The 16,307-nt window shown below is 67.7% G+C and carries 15 protein-coding genes; 7 read left to right on the forward strand and 8 right to left on the reverse strand.

Going from position 1 to position 16,307, the window contains the following annotated elements; translation table 11 throughout:
- The first annotated feature begins 77 nt into the window (after positions 1 to 77).
- The 4 genes from GWI72_RS11640 to GWI72_RS11655 all read left to right on the forward strand — a co-directional run bounded on the left by GWI72_RS11640 (position 78) and on the right by GWI72_RS11655 (position 5,503).
- Positions 78 to 1,301 (forward strand): aminotransferase-like domain-containing protein, encoded by a 1,224-nt coding sequence (locus tag GWI72_RS11640; RefSeq protein WP_161708735.1) that lies wholly within the window; start codon positions 78 to 80, stop codon positions 1,299 to 1,301.
- 190 nt (positions 1,302 to 1,491) lie between these two features.
- On the forward strand, positions 1,492 to 2,145 hold the full coding sequence (locus GWI72_RS11645) for a ceramidase domain-containing protein (RefSeq protein ID WP_161676385.1): 654 nt from the start codon (positions 1,492 to 1,494) through the stop codon (positions 2,143 to 2,145).
- 145 nt (positions 2,146 to 2,290) lie between these two features.
- The gene (locus GWI72_RS11650; RefSeq protein ID WP_161708736.1) at positions 2,291 to 4,594 is read left to right on the forward strand and encodes an NADP-dependent malic enzyme; all 2,304 of its coding nucleotides are present in this window, start codon (positions 2,291 to 2,293) and stop codon (positions 4,592 to 4,594) included.
- Positions 4,595 to 4,852: 258 nt separating this feature from the next.
- Entirely contained in the window at positions 4,853 to 5,503 is a 651-nt protein-coding gene (locus tag GWI72_RS11655; RefSeq protein ID WP_161708737.1) for a ribonuclease HII, read from the forward strand.
- Positions 5,504 to 5,642: 139 nt separating this feature from the next.
- Here GWI72_RS11655 and GWI72_RS11660 read toward each other — a convergent pair whose 3' ends face one another.
- The 8 genes from GWI72_RS11660 to GWI72_RS11695 form a co-directional block, all read right to left on the reverse strand.
- A complete protein-coding gene (locus tag GWI72_RS11660; RefSeq protein ID WP_179956172.1) occupies positions 5,643 to 6,122 on the reverse strand; it encodes a F0F1 ATP synthase subunit B family protein in 480 nt (159 codons plus the stop codon).
- 16 nt (positions 6,123 to 6,138) lie between these two features.
- Positions 6,139 to 6,693 (reverse strand): F0F1 ATP synthase subunit B, encoded by a 555-nt coding sequence (locus tag GWI72_RS11665; protein WP_161676389.1) that lies wholly within the window; start codon positions 6,691 to 6,693, stop codon positions 6,139 to 6,141.
- Positions 6,694 to 6,774: 81 nt separating this feature from the next.
- Positions 6,775 to 7,002 (reverse strand): F0F1 ATP synthase subunit C, encoded by a 228-nt coding sequence (locus tag GWI72_RS11670; protein ID WP_161676390.1) that lies wholly within the window; start codon positions 7,000 to 7,002, stop codon positions 6,775 to 6,777.
- 67 nt (positions 7,003 to 7,069) lie between these two features.
- Positions 7,070 to 7,819 carry a F0F1 ATP synthase subunit A gene (locus GWI72_RS11675; protein ID WP_161676391.1) on the reverse strand — a complete coding sequence of 250 codons (750 nt, stop codon included), beginning with the start codon at positions 7,817 to 7,819 and terminating at the stop codon, positions 7,070 to 7,072.
- Positions 7,820 to 7,897: 78 nt separating this feature from the next.
- Positions 7,898 to 8,320: an AtpZ/AtpI family protein gene (locus GWI72_RS11680; protein ID WP_161708738.1), complete on the reverse strand. Its 423-nt coding sequence runs from the start codon at positions 8,318 to 8,320 to the stop codon at positions 7,898 to 7,900.
- Positions 8,321 to 8,523: 203 nt separating this feature from the next.
- Complete coding sequence (gene smc, locus GWI72_RS11685; protein ID WP_161708739.1) at positions 8,524 to 11,979, reverse strand: chromosome segregation protein SMC; 3,456 nt, start codon at positions 11,977 to 11,979, stop codon at positions 8,524 to 8,526.
- 159 nt (positions 11,980 to 12,138) lie between these two features.
- Positions 12,139 to 12,780: a DsbA family protein gene (locus GWI72_RS11690; RefSeq protein ID WP_348272669.1), complete on the reverse strand. Its 642-nt coding sequence runs from the start codon at positions 12,778 to 12,780 to the stop codon at positions 12,139 to 12,141.
- Positions 12,781 to 12,955: 175 nt separating this feature from the next.
- Positions 12,956 to 13,474, reverse strand: a complete 519-nt coding sequence (locus GWI72_RS11695) for a DUF721 domain-containing protein (RefSeq protein ID WP_161676394.1) — start codon at positions 13,472 to 13,474, stop codon at positions 12,956 to 12,958.
- Positions 13,475 to 13,683: 209 nt separating this feature from the next.
- Between GWI72_RS11695 and mutY the strand changes: the two genes are divergently transcribed.
- From mutY to bfr, 3 genes are all read left to right on the forward strand, one after another.
- On the forward strand, positions 13,684 to 14,751 hold the full coding sequence (gene mutY, locus GWI72_RS11700) for an A/G-specific adenine glycosylase (RefSeq protein ID WP_161708740.1): 1,068 nt from the start codon (positions 13,684 to 13,686) through the stop codon (positions 14,749 to 14,751).
- 67 nt (positions 14,752 to 14,818) lie between these two features.
- Positions 14,819 to 15,367, forward strand: coding sequence for a 2OG-Fe(II) oxygenase (locus GWI72_RS11705; protein ID WP_161708741.1), 549 nt, complete (start codon positions 14,819 to 14,821; stop codon positions 15,365 to 15,367).
- 382 nt (positions 15,368 to 15,749) lie between these two features.
- Positions 15,750 to 16,238, forward strand: coding sequence for a bacterioferritin (bfr, locus tag GWI72_RS11710; RefSeq protein ID WP_161676397.1), 489 nt, complete (start codon positions 15,750 to 15,752; stop codon positions 16,236 to 16,238).
- The last annotated feature ends 69 nt before the right edge of the window (positions 16,239 to 16,307 follow it).

Here is a 16,307-nt window from a genome sequence, read left to right on the forward strand (position 1 = left end):
TGCGCCTGTGGTTCTGTCTCCCATCCTGCGCCGGGCCCGCCGGCGCGCAGAAGAAACAGACCGGACAGAGACTTCTCATGCTGGATTGGGAGCATATCTTCGCCACCCGCGCGACCCGCATGCGCGCATCCGAAATCCGCGAGCTCCTGAAGCTCCTCGACCGGCCGGAGATCATCTCCTTCGCCGGCGGCATCCCGGATCCGGCGCTGTTTCCCAAGGAGGTCTTCGCCGCCGCCTACACCCGCGTCCTGACCGGACCGGCTGCCGGCACCGCGCTGCAATATGCGGTGAGCGAGGGCAATCTGGCGCTGCGCACCTGGCTGGCCGGCTACATGGCAAGCCTTGGCGTCGCCTGCGATGCGTCCAACATCATCATCACCTCCGGCTCGCAGCAGGCGCTGGACTATATCGGCAAGCTGTTCCTGTCGCCGGGCGACACGGCGCTCGTGAACTGGCCGACCTATCTTGGCGCGCTGCAGGCCTTCAACGCCTATGAGCCGCGCTATGACCGGCTGATCCCGCTGGGCAACCGTCCGGCGGAGGACTTCGCCACCGCCGCAAGGGACGCCGGCGGCGCGGTGAAATTCGCCTATGCCTCGGCCGACTTCGCCAACCCGACCGGCGAGACGCTGGACCGGGCGACGCGCGAGAAGATCCTCGACCTCGCCGACACGCTGGACATTGCCGTCATCGAGGATGCGGCCTACCAGTCGCTGCGCTATGACGGCGAGGCGATCCCGCCGATGCTGGCGCTGGACATCGCCCGCAAGGGACACATCAACGACACCCGGGTGCTCTACTGCGGTTCCTTCTCCAAGACCCTGTCGCCGGGCCTGCGCGTGGGCTGGATCTGCGCCGCCGCCCCGGTGATCTCGAAGATCGTGCTGCTGAAACAGGCCGCCGACCTCAACACCTCCACCATCAACCAGATGGTGCTGGCCGATGTGGCCGAGACCTATTTCGACACCCAGGTGGCGACGATCAAGGCGGCCTATCGCGCCCGCCGCGATGCCATGCTGAAGGCGCTCGACACGCATCTGCCGGCCGGCTGCAGCTGGTCGAAGCCGGACGGCGGCATGTTCGTCTGGGTGACCGTGCCGGAAGGCCTCGACGGCGCGACGCTGCTGGCCCGCTCGCTGGAAACGGTGAAGGTGGCCTTCGTTCCCGGCAAGGCGTTCTTTGCCGACGGGTCGGGCGGCAACACCCTGCGCCTCAGCTTCTCCTGCGCCAACGAGGCACAGATCGAGGAAGGCATCTCCCGCCTCGGCAAGCTGCTGACGGAAGCCATCGCCGGGCTTTGAGAGCCCGCAGGTCCTGGCCATTTGACAGGGTGCAGCCCCACAGACGTCATCCCGGGACTTCGCAGCGCGGCGCCCGGGACGACCATGAGGCGTGTCAGCCACGACTGCCAGGGCTTGTCCCGGCCCTCGCCCGTGCTCATCTGCCCGTCATGACGGCGTGCGACAACCGCCGGACAGGAGGGCGCAAGCGATGAACTGGACCGAGAGCCTTGATCAGTATTGCGAGCGGCTTGATGCCTCGTTCTGGGCCGAGCCGATCAACGCGGTCACCAATGCGGCCTTTCTCGTGGCGGCAGCGCTGGCGCTGCGGATCTGGCTGCGGCAGACACCGCGCGACTGGAGCGCGCTGGCGCTGATCCTGGTGGTGGCAGCCACCGGGATCGGGTCCTTCCTGTTTCACACCTTCGCGAACCGCTGGTCGCTGCTCAGCGACGTGATCCCGATCGCGATCTTCATCCATCTCTATCTGTTCCTGGCCCTGCGCCGGTTCCTCACCGCCCCGGTCATTGTCGCCGGCGGAACGACGGCGCTGTTTCTCGTCGCATCGCCCTTCATCGGCCGGCTGGCCGCGCCGCTGGTCGGATCATCGGCCGGGTACCTGCCGGCGCTGGCGGCGATCTTCGTGGTCGGCGCGTTGTGCCTCCGGCGCAGCCGGGAGACGGCGCTCGGCCTGTTTGTCACGGGCGGCGTCTTTGCCCTGTCGCTGACCTTCCGCACGCTCGACGGCCCGCTCTGCGGCCTGCTGCCCTTCGGCACGCATTTCCTCTGGCACCTGCTCAACGCGACCGTGCTGTTCCTGCTGCTGGCGCTCTACCTCAAGGCAGGTGCGGCGTTAAGGCGTTGAGCACAATCCGGTTCTGGACGGAGAGCCGGTTCCGTTTGAACGCCCGCCGTTCTAGTGTCAAAAGGGAAGCGAACCGGGTGCCAGCGCGCCAAGGCACCGGCGGGAGCAGGACAGGCAGGGCGGACCTGCCGCAACGAGAGGCATCATGAGCGATACCAAGAAGGCCGGTTCCGACCTGACCGAGGCCGCACTCTATTTCCATTCGCATCCGCGTCCGGGCAAGCTCGAGATCAAGCCGACCAAGCCGCTGGGCAACCAGCGCGACCTGGCGCTGGCCTATTCCCCGGGTGTGGCCGCGCCCTGCCTTGAAATCGCCCGCGACCCCTCGACGGCTGCGCTCTACACCTCCCGCGCCAACCTGGTGGCGGTCATCTCCAACGGCACCGCCGTGCTGGGCCTCGGCGCCATCGGGCCGCTGGCGTCCAAGCCGGTGATGGAGGGCAAGGCCGTCCTGTTCAAGAAATTCGCCGGTATCGACGTGTTCGACATCGAGGTGGACGAGCTGGACGTGGACCGGTTCGTGGACGCGGTTGCCGCGCTCGAGCCGACCTTCGGCGGCATCAACCTGGAAGACATCAAGGCGCCCGAGTGCTTCCAGATCGAGGCCAAGCTGCGCGAGCGGATGAACATTCCGGTGTTCCACGACGACCAGCACGGCACGGCGATCATCGTCGGGGCGGCGGTGAAGAATGCGCTGGAGCTGGCCGGCAAGCCGATCGGCACCGTCAAGGTGGTGGCCTCCGGTGCAGGCGCGGCCGCGCTCGCCTGCCTCAACCTGCTGGTGTCGCTCGGCGTGAAGCGCGAGAACGTCTGGGTGTCCGACATCGAGGGCGTGGTCTACGAGGGCCGCGAGGCGCTGATGGACCCGTGGAAGTCGGTCTACGCCCAGAAGACCGACAAGCGCACGCTCGGCGAGATCATCGAGGGCGCCGATGTGTTCCTCGGCCTGTCGGCTGCCGGCGTGCTGAAGCCGGAGATGGTGGCCAGGATGGCGCCGCGCCCGCTGATCCTGGCGCTCGCCAACCCCAATCCGGAAATCCTGCCCGAGGATGCGCTCAGCGTCCGCGACGACGTGATGATGTGCACCGGCCGTTCGGACTATCCGAACCAGGTCAACAACGTGCTCTGCTTCCCCTACATCTTCCGCGGCGCGCTGGACGTGGGCGCGACGACGATCAACGAGGAGATGAAGCACGCCGCCGTGGCCGCCATCGCCGGCCTTGCCAAGGAAGAGCCCTCGGACGTGGCGGCGCGGGCCTATGGCGGCGTCAGCGAGACCTTCGGGGCGAAGTATCTGATCCCCTCCCCCTTCGACCAGCGCCTGATCCTGCGCATTGCCCCGGCGGTTGCCCGCGCGGCGATGGAGACCGGCGTGGCGACGCGGCCGATCAGCGACTTTGCCGCCTATCAGGATGTCCTGAACCGCTTCGTGTTCCGCTCCGGCCTGGTGATGAAGCCGATCATCCAGGCGGCCATCCGCGAGCCGAAGCGCATCATCTATGCCGAAGGCGAGGATGAGCGCGTGCTGCGCGCGGCGCAGGTGCTGATCGAGGACAAGGTGGCCGTGCCGATCCTCGTCGGCCGACCGGACGTGCTGAAGAGCCGCTGCGAACGCTTCGGCCTGAAGATCCGCCCCGGCGTGGACTTCGAGTTCGTCAACCCGCAGGACGACCCGCGCTACCGCGACTATGTCGACGAGTACTTCGCCTGCGTCGGCCGCAAGGGGGTCCCGCTCGACGCGGCGCGCACGATCGTGCGCACCAATTCCACCGTCATTGCCGCGCTTGCCGTCCGGCGCGGCGAGGCCGATGCCACGATCTGCGGCCTTGAAGGACGCTACATCCGCCATCTGCGGGACATCCGGCAGATCATCGGCCTGCGGGACGGTGTCCAGGACCTGTCGGCCCTGTCGTTGCTGATCAACGACCGTGGCGCGCTGTTCCTGACCGACACGTTCGTGACCGTGGATCCGTCGGCCAAGGAGATTGCGGAGATGACGACGCTGGCGGCGGAGGAGATCCGCCGGTTCGGCATCGAGCCCAAGGCCGCGCTGCTGGCCGCCTCCAACTTCGGTTCGCGGGAACTGGCCTCGGCCGAAAAGATGCGGGCGGCGCTCGAACTGCTCTGGGCACAGCATCCGGAGCTGGAGGTGGACGGCGAGATGCATGGCGATTCGGCCCTGTCGGCGGCCCTGCGCCAGCGGGTGATGCCGCACAGCCGGCTGAAGACCGAGGCGAACCTGCTGGTGTTCCCGACACTCGATTCGGCCAACATCGCGCTCAACCTTTTGAAGGTGGCGACCGACGCGCTGCATGTCGGGCCCATCCTGCTCGGCACCGCCAAGCCGGCACATATCCTGACGCCGTCTGTGACCTCGCGCGGCGTGGTCAACATGTCGGCACTGTCGGTGGTGGAAGCGCAGAAGAAGACCCAGAGCGAGGTTGACTGACACAGGCCTCTCCGCCCGGCTCTCCCCGGTGGGGAGGGTTGGGGGGAGGGCAACGTCTCGTTTCAACACGGGCTCCTGTTAAATGGGGCAGGCTGTTTACCCCCCTCTGCCCCCTGCCGGGGGCATCTCCCCCTCAAGGGGGGCTGGGGGGGGTGGGAGAGGGGTTGAGACCATGCCAAGTGAGCTTTTTTTGCTGGCAGCGTGCGACAAGGCCGGCTTTGATCGCTGTGACCGCAGGGTTGTGCCGGAAACCATCGCATGAAAACTCCAAGCCTCTTTGACCTGCCCTTTGGGGACGCGCCGGATGCGACGGCGGAAGCGCGGATGGCGGGGCGGCTGGACGGGTTGCTTGCCGGGGTGGACGAGGCCGGGCGCGGGCCGTGGGCCGGGCCGGTGGTGACGGCAGCGGTGATCCTTGATTACACGCGCCTTCCCGAGGGGCTAAACGATTCCAAGAAGCTCACCGAGGCGAAGCGCGAGGCGCTGTTCGAGGAGATTTGCGCCCGGGCCCTTGTGAGCTTTGCCAGTGCGTCTGCCGCAACCATCGACCGGCTCAACATCCGGGCGGCCACGCTGGCCGCCATGCGGCGGTCCGTGCAGGGGCTGGCCTGGCGGCCGCGGCATGTGGTGGTCGACGGGCGCGATGTGCCGCCGGGGCTCGGGGTCGACGGGCAGGCCCTGATCAAGGGCGATTCCCGCTGTCTTGCCGTTGCAGCGGCCTCGATCGTCGCCAAGGTGATCCGGGACCGGATGATGGTCGCCGCCGAGGCTACCTATCCGGGCTATGGCTTTGCCATCCACAAGGGCTACGGGGTGCCGGCGCATGCGGCCGCGCTGCGGCAGCTTGGTCCCTGCCCCCTGCATCGCCGGTCGTTCAAGCCGATCGCAGCGCTCGGGGGCGGGGACTGACGGAACCGGTCCGGAAGCGGGGCGAGGGTCAGGTGCAGGTCGCCGACCGGGAAAGCCGACCGGGCTGCGGGCCGGACGCCGGACAGCAAAAAGGCGGCCCCAGGGACCGCCTTTTCAAAAGTCTCGGCACGTTCGGATCTCAGTTGAGACCGGCCTTCACCTGCTCGATGCCCTTGACGACCAGCGTGTCGGCAACCTTGTCCGTCACATTGGCCTTCAGCAGCTTCTCGGCGGCGGAGACGGCCAGATCGGCGGCCTTGGCCTTGACCTCGGCAATCGCCTGGCTCTCGGCCTGGGCAATCTTCTCCTCGGCCAGCTTGCTGCGGCGGGCAATCATCTCTTCCAGCGCGCGGGTGGTTTCCGCGGTCAGCTGTTCGGCTTCGGCACGGGCCTCGGCAACGATGGCCTCGGCTTCGGCCTCGGCTTCATGCCGGCGACGCTGGTAGTCAGACAGGAGCGCCTGCGCCTCGTCGCGCAGACGACGGGCGTCCTCGAGCTCGCGACGGATGTTGTCCGCCCGCTTGTCGAGGGCTCCCAGCACCATCTTGTGAACCCCGAGCTTGCCCAGAAGGGCGAAGAACAGGAAGAGGGCAACAAGGGCCCAGAAGGATGAGTCCATCATGGTCCGGTGCTCCTCAGTTCATCGCGGTCTTGACGGCCTGGTCGACATCGGCACGCGACGGCGTGACACCGATCAGGGTCTCGACCAGCACGGCGGACGTCTCGCTGGCGATTTCACCCACCTGCGACAGCGCCTGGGCCTTGATCTGGCCAATACGGGCTTCGGCTTCTTCCAGCTTGGCGGCAATCCCCTGCTCGGCCGTGTCACGGCGTGCAGCGGTCTCGGCCTTGAGCTTGTCACGGGTCTCGCCGGCGATGGTGCGCGCACGGGCCCGTGCGTCGGTCAGCGCCTTCTGATAGTCCGCGCTGGCCTCGTCGGATTCCCGCTTGAGGCGTTCGGCTTCGGCGAGGTCGCCTGCGATCCGGTCCCGACGATCCTCAAGGATGCCGGCAATCCGGGGCACAGCAACGTTCTTCATGATCCAGTAGAAGACGATGAAGCTGATTGCCAGCCAGAAGAGCTGCGAGACGAAGTGGGTCGGATCGAACGGCGGAAAAGCCGCGCTGTGCGCCGCGGCGTGGGCATCCACAACCTGCTGACCCGGGATTGGTTCGGCTTGACCTGCCATTATCGCCTCCACGTATCGAAGCGGCGGCGCACGGGCGCCGCCGTCGATCTATTCTGTTTCCAATTCGCCGGTATCGGCGGATCAGACTGCGAACAGGAGCAGCAGGGCGATCAGCAGCGAGAAGATGCCCAGAGCTTCGGTCACGGCGAAGCCGAACACCAGACGGCCGAACTGGCCATCAGCGGCGGACGGGTTGCGCAGTGCGCCCGACAGGTAGTTCGAGAAGATGTTGCCGAGAGCGAGGGCCACGAGGCCCATGCCCAGAGCTGCGATACCAGCGCCAATGAACTTTGCGGCTTCTGCTTCCATGACAAGTACTCCTAGTTGACGGTTGTCAGCTTGTTCAGGCGGCCAAGGGCCACGTGATCGGGTAGGCTTAGTGGGACGGATGGAGGGCGTCGTTCAGGTACATGCAGGTCAGCAGCGTGAACACATACGCCTGCAGGAACGAGACGAGGAACTCCAGGGCCGTCAACGCCACCGTCATTCCGAGCGGAAGGACGGCACCAAAGACACCTGCCGTCCCCGCAGCACTGAGCGTGACCACGAACCCGGCAAAGACCTTCAGGGTGATGTGACCAGCCAGCATGTTCGCGAAGAGACGAACGGAGAGGCTGATCGGGCGAGACAGGAAAGAGATGACTTCGATCGGCGCCACGATCGGCACCAGGATCTTCGGCACGCCAGCCGGCACGAACAGATGCAGGAAATGCATCCCGTGCTTGGCGAAGCCGTAGATCGTCACGGTGAGGATGACCAGCATCGCCAGCGCGAAGGTGACGATGATCTGGCTGGTGACCGTGAAGAAATAGGGGAACATGCCGAGCAGGTTGGCGATCAGCACGAACATGAACAGGGTGAAGACGAGCGGGAAGAAGCGCATGCCCTCGTTGCCGGCACCCTGCCGCAACATTCCGGCCACGAACTCGTAACTGAGCTCCGCCATCGACTGCCAGCGCGCCGGAACGAGGCCGCGGCTGGAGGAGGAGAAGATCAGGAACGCGGAGGCCGCGAGAACCGTCACTATCATGAACAGCGACGCGTTGGTGAAGGACAGATCGATGCCGCCGACTTCGAGCGGGACGAGCGTCTTGATGTGGAACTGACTGATCGGATCGTTCGCCACCGGTCTACCTTCGTCGTTAATCGTTCACGTGCGCAGTCTTGCGCGGGCTCTTAGTCTTCGCGCAGGGAACGCGTCAAGTCACTTGTCGCCGGAATCCCTGTCAGCACCCCGGCTTTCGACCTTTTTCTGCGCCGCTTCGCGGCTGTAGGGCTGCCCCTGCTCGGCGACCTGACCGGTCGCGCGCAGAACATTCAGCACGCCAGCAGCAAAGCCCAGGAGAAGGAAGACAATCAGCCCGAATGGCGATGTCCCCACCCAGTGGTCCAGCAGCCACCCCATCATCCCGCCGGCGGCGATGCCGGCCATGAACTCCGACGAGAGCTTCATGGCCTGCGCCATTCCGGCAGTCGATCCGCTCGCCTGCTTCGCCGCGACCTTTTCGTCGGCGCGGCGTCGTTCGTCGAGCAGTCGGGTCAGCTTGTCCCGTCGCGCAGACAGGTCAGCTTCCGAAGGGGTCCCTCCGGCGCCATCGTCCCCACCCTGTTGTGACGTCTGGTTCATGTCGCCCTACATCCAACAAGGGTTTCGCGGCTCCCGAGACCCCCTTAAGCCGCGCGCACAATAGTCGGCACCCGCCGGACTGTCAAGGACGAGCGAAGTTTGCGTAACCGCATGAATTCTAAATGGATTTAGCCTTTGTGACACACAGATGCACGAAGTGTCGCGGGGGCAGCGGGCAGAGTTTCGGCCCTGCCAAGTCCGTATTATCCCGCATCGCGGAATCGCTCGGCTGTCTCGAGGTCGACGGAGACCAGCTGGGACACCCCGCGTTCGGCCATGGTGACGCCGAACAGGCGGTTCATCCGTGCCATGGTGATCGGATTGTGGGTGATGACGACAAAGCGCGTCTCGGTGCGCCGGGCCATCTCCTCGAGCAGGTCGCAGTAGCGCTCCACGTTGGCGTCATCGAGGGGCGCGTCGACCTCGTCGAGCACGCAGATCGGCGCCGGATTGGTGAGAAACACGGCAAAGATCAGCGCCATGGCCGTCAGCGCCTGCTCGCCGCCGGAGAGAAGCGTCATCGTCTGGGGCTTCTTGCCCGGGGGGCGGGCGACGATCTCGAGGCCGGCCTCGAGCGGATCGTCGCTGTCGACGAGCTGCAGCTCGGCCGTGCCGCCGCCGAAGAGATGGGTGAACAGGCGCTGGAAATGGCCGTTCACGATCTCGAACGAGGCGAGCAGGCGTTCGCGGGCCTCGCGGTTGATGTTGGAAATTCCGGTGCGCAGGCGCTTGATCGCCTCGATAAGGTCATCCCGCTCGCCGGCGAGCGTGTTGCGCTGGCTGTCGATGTCGGCCAGCTCGTCCTCCGCGCGCAAATTGACGCCGCCGAGGCGCTCGCGTTCGGCCTTCAGCCGGTCGAGCTTGCGCTCCAGGGCCTCAAGGTCGGGCAGAGGCGCCCCGTCGGCAAGGCCGGCGAGCTCGGGGAGCTGCTCGAGCGGGGCACCCAGCGCGTCGTCGATGCGCTGGATGACTTCCTGGACGCGCTGCCGCGCGGCCTCCAGCCGCTCCTCGGCGCGGATGCCGGCCTCGCGCGCCCGCGCCAGCTGCTCCAGCGCCTCGCGCGCCTGGCGGTCCACCTCGGACTGGGCCGATTCGGCGCGCACCAGCTCGTCGTCGGCCGCCCGACGTGCCTCTTCCGCCTTGCCGAGCGCGGTCAGCACCTCGCGCCGACGCATCTCGATGTCCTCGGGCGCCTCGATCAGCTCCTGACGCTCGTCCTCCGCCTCGACCTGACGCTGGCGCAGGACCTCGATCTGGCTGGCCGCGTTGCGGGCCCTGCCCTTCCAGCTCTCCATCTCGCGGGCGATCGCCTCCAGACGGCGATCGCGCAACTGGCGTTCGCGGGCGAGCCCGTCGGCCAGCACGCGCGCCTCCGACAGGGCGGCCCGGGCCTCCGCGATCTCGCCCTGCAGCTGGCGGATGGTCCCGGCGTGTTCGTCGGCCTCGGGCAGCTGTTCCAGCCGCTCGACCGCCTCGGCCAGACGCTCGCGTGCTTCCTCGGCCTCCTCGGCCAGACGCCGGGCGAGATCCTCCGCGCCCTGGAGACGCAGGGCGAGCTGCGACACGGCCCGTTCCGCCGCCAGAAGCGCCTCACGGGCCTCGGCGGCTGCCCTCTGGCGGTCACGCAGGCGCTGGCGAGCCTCCTGCTCGGCGTCACCGGCCAGGCGCACCTGCCGGCCGGAGGCCTCGAGCCGGTCACGCGCCTCGGCAAGGGCCGTCCGGGCCGTGCGGATCTCCTCGCCGAGCGCGGCGAGACGGTTCTTCTGCGCAAGCCGCTGGGCGGCCGGCGTCGGGGCATCGGCTGCGACCACCAGACCGTCCCAGCGCCAGAGATGCCCCTCTCGCGAGACGAGCCGCTGACCAGGCTTCAGGCTGGCGGCCAGCGCCGCCCCGCGCGCCGCCGGAACCAGTCCGATCTGGGCGAGACGGCGGGCAAGCGCCGGCGGCGCCTGGACGTGACGGGCGAGCGGTTCGACCCCGTCCGGCAGGACGGGATCTGCGGCCGCAGGCGCGACCCCGGCCCAGCGCACGGGCGCGGCCGGATCAAGCGAGGCCTCGAGGTCATCGCCCAGCGCCGCGCCGAGCGCGGTCTCGAAGCCGGGCTCTGCCGCCAGTGCGTCCACGACGGGCGCGAAGGTGCCGGCGACGGTGGCCAGCACGCTTTCGAGCGTGCGGGCCTCGGTCTCGAGACGCGAGACGAGCCGCTCGGCCTCGGCCAGCGGCGTGCGGGCAGCCTGCTCCGCCTCGCGGGCCATGCGGGTGCGGGTCTCGGCCGCTTCCACGGTCTCTTCGGCGGCGAGCACGGCCGCCTCGGCCTCCTCCAGCCTGTCGGCGCAGTCGGCGACGCCGTCGGCGGCGTCCATCTCGGCGCGCAGGGCCGACCGGACCCGGGCAGCGTCGGCGGCCTGCGAGGCGAGCCGGTCGGCCCGCTGGCGCGCTTCGTCAACGGCGCGGGCAAACTGCTGCCGCTGCGCGGCCACCTCGGCAGCGGCCCGGTTGGCGACCGAGAGGCGGTCTTCCAGCCGCTCGAGCGTCTCGCTGGCCGCAGCCACCCGCTCCCCGGCCATCTCGGCCCGCTCGGCCGCGGTCTCGTTGTCCTCGACCAGCTCGGCGCGTTCCTCCGCCAGCCGCTCGAGCACCTCGGCATTCTCGCTGACGAGCTGCTCCTCGCGGGCGATGTCGCCGGCGAGCTGGACGAGGCGACGGTCGAGGTCGACCAGCTTCTCGCGCACGCGCCGGTCCTCGGCGTCCAGCTCGTTGCGGGCGATGACCAGCCGCTGCAGCGCCGCTCCGGCGCGGGCGGCGGCGTCGCGGATCTCCGGCAAGCGATGCGCGGCGACAGCCTGGGTCCTGGCCGCTTCGCCCTGGGCTTCCGCGGCGCGGATGACATCGGCGCGGCAGGCCGCATGCAGCCGGTCGGCCTCCTCCAGCGCCGAGCGGGCCTCGGTCAGACGCAGGAACAGGATGCCGGCCTCGGCAGCGCGGATCTCGGAGGACAGGTTGCGGTAGCGGGCGGCCTGGCGCGACTGGCGGCGCAGGTTCTCGATCTGGCTGTCGATCTGGACCAGCACGTCTTCCAGCCGCTCGAGGTTCTGCTCGGCCGCGCGCAGCCGGATCTCGGCCTCGTGCCGACGGCTGTGCAGGCCGGAAATGCCGGCGGCCTCCTCGAGGATCTGGCGGCGGGACGTCGGCTTGGCGGAGATGAGCTCGCCGATCTGCCCCTGCCGCACCATGGCCGGCGAGCGGGCGCCGGTGGAGGCATCGGCAAACAGCAGCTGCACGTCACGGGCCCGCACGTCCCGGGAATTGATGCGGTAGACCGAGCCGGCCTCCCGCTCGATGCGGCGACTGACCTCGAGCAGGTCGCTGTCGTTGAAGCCCGGCGGGGCGCGGCGGTCGGAATTGTCGAGGGTGAGGATCACCTCGGCCGTGTTGCGGGCCGGACGGTTGAGCGATCCGGAGAAGATGACGTCGTCCATGCCGGACGCACGCATGTTCTTGTAGGAGTTCTCGCCCATGACCCAGCGCAGGGCCTCGACGAGATTGGACTTGCCGCAGCCGTTGGGGCCGACCACGCCGGTGAGCCCGTCGCCGATGACGAATTCCATCGGCTCGACAAAGGACTTGAAGCCGACAACGCGCAGCTTGTTGAACTTCACGGGCGGCCCTCCCGAAGCGGACGGCCGGCGGCGACTGCCGGGAGGTGGGCCGGAAGGTGGGCCGGAAACGGCCAGACGCGATGGATGAAGGCCCGAAGCGGACAGGTCGGGCCGGCATGCGCCGGCATCCGGCGGGCCGCAGCCCGCCGGCAGGTCAGGTCAGAGGTACTTGTCGATGATCTTCGACATTTCCTCAAAGCTGAGGGCCCCGCTTGCCTTTTCGCCGTTGATGAAGAAGGTCGGCGTGGAGTCCACCTTGAACTCGGCACCCGCCTTGTCGCGTACGGCGTTGACTCCGTCCAGCAGCGACTGGTTTGTCAAGCAGGCTTCAAAGGACTCCTGTGTGAATCCGAGCTGCTTGGAATAGTTCAGCATGGCATTGTAGGGGTCGTTGGTGAAGGCCCAAGCGCGCTGATCGGCGAAGAGGGCGTCGACGACGTCGAAGTATTTCTCGGCCGGAGCGCAGCGCGCCAGCATGAAGCCGGCAGCCGAGACGGGATCCAGCGGAAACTCGCGGAAGATGATGCGCACCTTGCCGGTGTCGACATACTGCTTCTTGATTTCGGGCAGCGTGTTCTTGTGGAAATTGGCGCAGTGGCCGCAGGTCATCGAGGCGTATTCGATGATGGTGACCGGCGCGTCTTCCTTGCCGATCGACTTGTCGCCGAGGGGACCGGCTTCCATCAGCTTGGCGACGTCGAAGGTCTCGGCATGGGCGCCGAGCGGAAACGTCAGGGTCAGCATGGAGCCAAGGCCGAGGGCCATGGTGCTGGCCAGAAGGTGTCTGCGGGTCAAATTCACGGGCGTGGTCCTGCCTTGCCAAGAAAAACGATGTGCGTTGCTGTGTGCCCGCTTGTCGCGGTGACGTCAACCGGACACGGGAATTGTGGCGGCAGTGGGAACGGCGGGGCTGCGGCATGGTTTCGCGCAAGGCCGTCCGGACCGGCAACGCAGGCCACGGGCAGCGCCCGGGTCGTTACGCCCTGCGGTTGCGCGCGATCACCTGCGAGCCCAGCTTTTCCAAGGCCTTGCGCAGACCTTCATGCTCGACGCCGGCCAGCTTGCGATCGAGTTCCGCCTGCTCGTCCCCCGTCAGGGGACGGATCTCCGGCCGCCGGCGGCGGACGGGAACGGTCACGGGCTTTTGAACGATGCGGATGCGACCGATGGCTGCCCAGCCGAAATAGGCATTGATGCGGGCGATCACCTGCGGCAGCTCGTGGGTCAGCATGAGCGCGGTCGCCCCGTCCGTGTTGACCACGAGGGTGGCCGGCTCGGGCAAGGCTTCGCCGTCCCGCTCGACCGGGCGTGGCCACAACAGCCGCTCCGGCCGGACCCGCTCGCCATAGCGCTCGCCGACGATGTCGGGCCACGAGGCCACGAGATCCGCCGTGGCAAAACCCCGCTTGCGGAACGCGGGCTGCATGGCCTTGCCGATCAGATCCGCCAGCGGCCGCGAGGCACCTCCGGATGGACCCCGATTGTCCCAGTTCATCTGTGCCGATCCTTGCCGCCGGCTGCAGGCCAAGAGCACCTGCCGTCGCGGGCGACAGGTGTCAGCGTCCGTTGCATTTTGGACAAAATCAAGACAGGCGTGTCCCGGGCGCCCGATCCACAGGCCGGCGCACGCTTATCCCCAGGCTGTCCCCCGCCGGCAAGCCGGAAAGGCTTGATTTCGCAGGGGCCAGCGCCACCCTAGCCGCCATGACGCTGAAGACCCCTGCCCTGACCCAGCAGCTGCTCGCCTGGTATGACCGCCACGCCCGCGACCTGCCCTGGCGCGTGCCGCCGCATGAGCGCAAGGTCGGCGTGGTGCCGGACCCTTACCGGGTCTGGCTGTCGGAAATCATGCTGCAGCAGACCACCGTGGCCGCGGTGAAGGACTATTTCACCGCCTTTACGGCGAAGTGGCCGAAGGTCGAGATGCTGGCCGAGGCGGATGCGGATGACGTCATGAAGGCCTGGGCCGGGCTTGGCTACTATTCCCGCGCCCGCAACCTGAAAGCCTGCGCCGAGACGGTGGCGCGGGACCACGGCGGCCGGTTCCCCGACACGGAAGAGGGACTGCGCGCCCTGCCCGGCATCGGCCCCTACACCGCGGCCGCGATTGCCGCCATCGCCTTCGACCAGCCGGCAGCCGTGGTGGATGGCAATGTCGAGCGGGTGATGAGCCGGCTGCGGCTGATCGAGACGCCGCTGCCGGCGGCCAAACCCGAGATCAGGGCGGCAATGGGCGAATTGACGCCGCAGGAACGACCCGGCGACTTTGCCCAGGCCGTGATGGACCTTGGCGCGACGATCTGCACGCCGAAGCGGCCGGCCTGCGCGCTGTGTCCGTGGATGGAGCCCTGCGCGGCGCGGGCCGCAGGCGTGGCCGAGACCCTGCCGAGGAAGGCCGCCAAGACTGCCAAGCCGACGAGGACGGGCGCAGCCTTTGTCCTGCGGCGGGCCGGCGATGGCGCCGTGGCGCTGCGCAAGCGGCCGCCGAAGGGCTTGCTGGGCGGCATGGCGGAAGTGCCGGGCAGCGAATGGGCGGTGGACTTCGACGTTGCCTCCGCCGTGATGCAGGCACCTGTCGCCGCGAACTGGCACAAGCGCAGCGGCAGTGTCGGCCACACGTTCACGCATTTCCACCTGGAAGTGACGGTGTTCACGGCGGAACTCGGCGCCGGCGACCTTCCCGAAGGCTGGTGGTGGTCCACGCTGGACGCGCTTGAGGGGGAAGCCCTGCCGACCGTGATGCGCAAGGTCATCGCGCACGGGCTAGGCTGAGCCAACAAAGCTGTTGCCATCCGCATGGGCACCGGCCTATGGCAGACGGACAATGGAAGGTCCGAGCATGTTCACCCATACGATCCCTGCCCTTTTCACGCCGGACGAATGCGCCCGCATCGTCAGCCTTGCCGAAAGCGGCGAGATGCGCGAGGGAGGGCTTGTCGGCGGCGTGCAGCAGGCCTCGATCCGCCGGGCCCGGATCACCTGGCTTGATGACCAGGGCGAGGCCGGCTTCGTGATGGACCGCATCATGCGCGGGGTGGCGGAGGCCAACCGCGAGGCTTTCCGCTTCGACATCACCGATTTCCACGAGCGGCTGCAGGTCGCGCGCTACGACGAGAGCGACGAAGGCCATTACGACTGGCACTCGGACATCGGCGACGGCGCCATCGCCCGCCAGCGCAAGCTGACGATCGTGGTGCAGCTGACGGAGCCGGAGCTGTATGAGGGCGGCACGCTCGACCTCAACCTCGGCAGCGCGCAATGGTCGGCGCCACGCACGGTCGGCTCGGCGACCCTGTTTGCCAGCTTCATGCTGCACCGGGTAGCCCCGGTCACCCGGGGGGCGCGCCATTCGCTGACCTGCTGGTGCCATGGCCCGTCCTTCCGCTGACGGAGAGATCCGGTCCGGCTGTCCCGGCCCCTTCCTGCCCTGACCTGCGTCCCGCTCCGGCGGGCGTCGCCGTGGCGCGGCCGAAGCCGGCCATGGCCTCGCCGGCTGAACGCAATCAGGTCGGCTCAGGAACCGCGCGCATGGGGCCACCGATGTGCTAGGATGCGTCAATAATCGGGGCCTGCCCCCATGCGTGCATGCGCCAACCCCTCTGCCCGGGCGGTCTGCACCCTTGCGGCGCGCGGCGCGCTAATGCCCCTGCCGCGACCTGAGGTTCGGGTCGCAGGTGATGCCCTCCGGTTGCACGTGACGCTGGACAATGACTTAGAACGGTTCTAAGGTTCAGGTCATCAAATCTGCCAGCCAGGGAGTTTGCGGCATCATGAAGGGCAATCCGAAGGTCATCGAGCGTCTGAACGAGGCACTGTTTCTCGAGCTCGGCGCCATCAACCAGTACTGGCTGCATTACCGCCTGCTGGATGACTGGGGCTACACGCGCCTGGCCAAGAAGGAGCGCGCCGAATCGATCGAGGAAATGCAGCACGCCGACAAGATCACGTCGCGGATCATCTTCCTCGAAGGCCACCCGAACATGCAGAAGCTGGCGCCCCTGCGCATCGGCCAGACCGTGAAGGAAGTGCTGGAATGCGACCTCGCCGGTGAATACGACGCCCGCGCGTCCTATTCCAAGTCCCGCGAGATCTGCCAGCAGGAAGGCGACTACGTCTCGATGCAGATCTTCGAGGAACTGCTGCGCGACGAGGAAGGCCACATCGATTTCCTCGAGACCCAGCTTGAACTGCTCAACAAGATCGGTGAAGAGCGCTACGGCCTGCTGCAGGCCGAACCGGCCAACGAAGTCGGCGAGTAAGCTTTTCGCGCAGACCCCATCGAACCGGCGCGCGGCCCTTCGGGGCCGCGCTTTTTTTTGTGGTGGCCT

Origin of the sequence: Pannonibacter sp. XCT-53 (assembly GCF_009915765.1) — a bacterium.
In the GTDB taxonomy this organism is placed as follows: Bacteria; Pseudomonadota; Alphaproteobacteria; order Rhizobiales; family Stappiaceae; genus Pannonibacter; species Pannonibacter tanglangensis.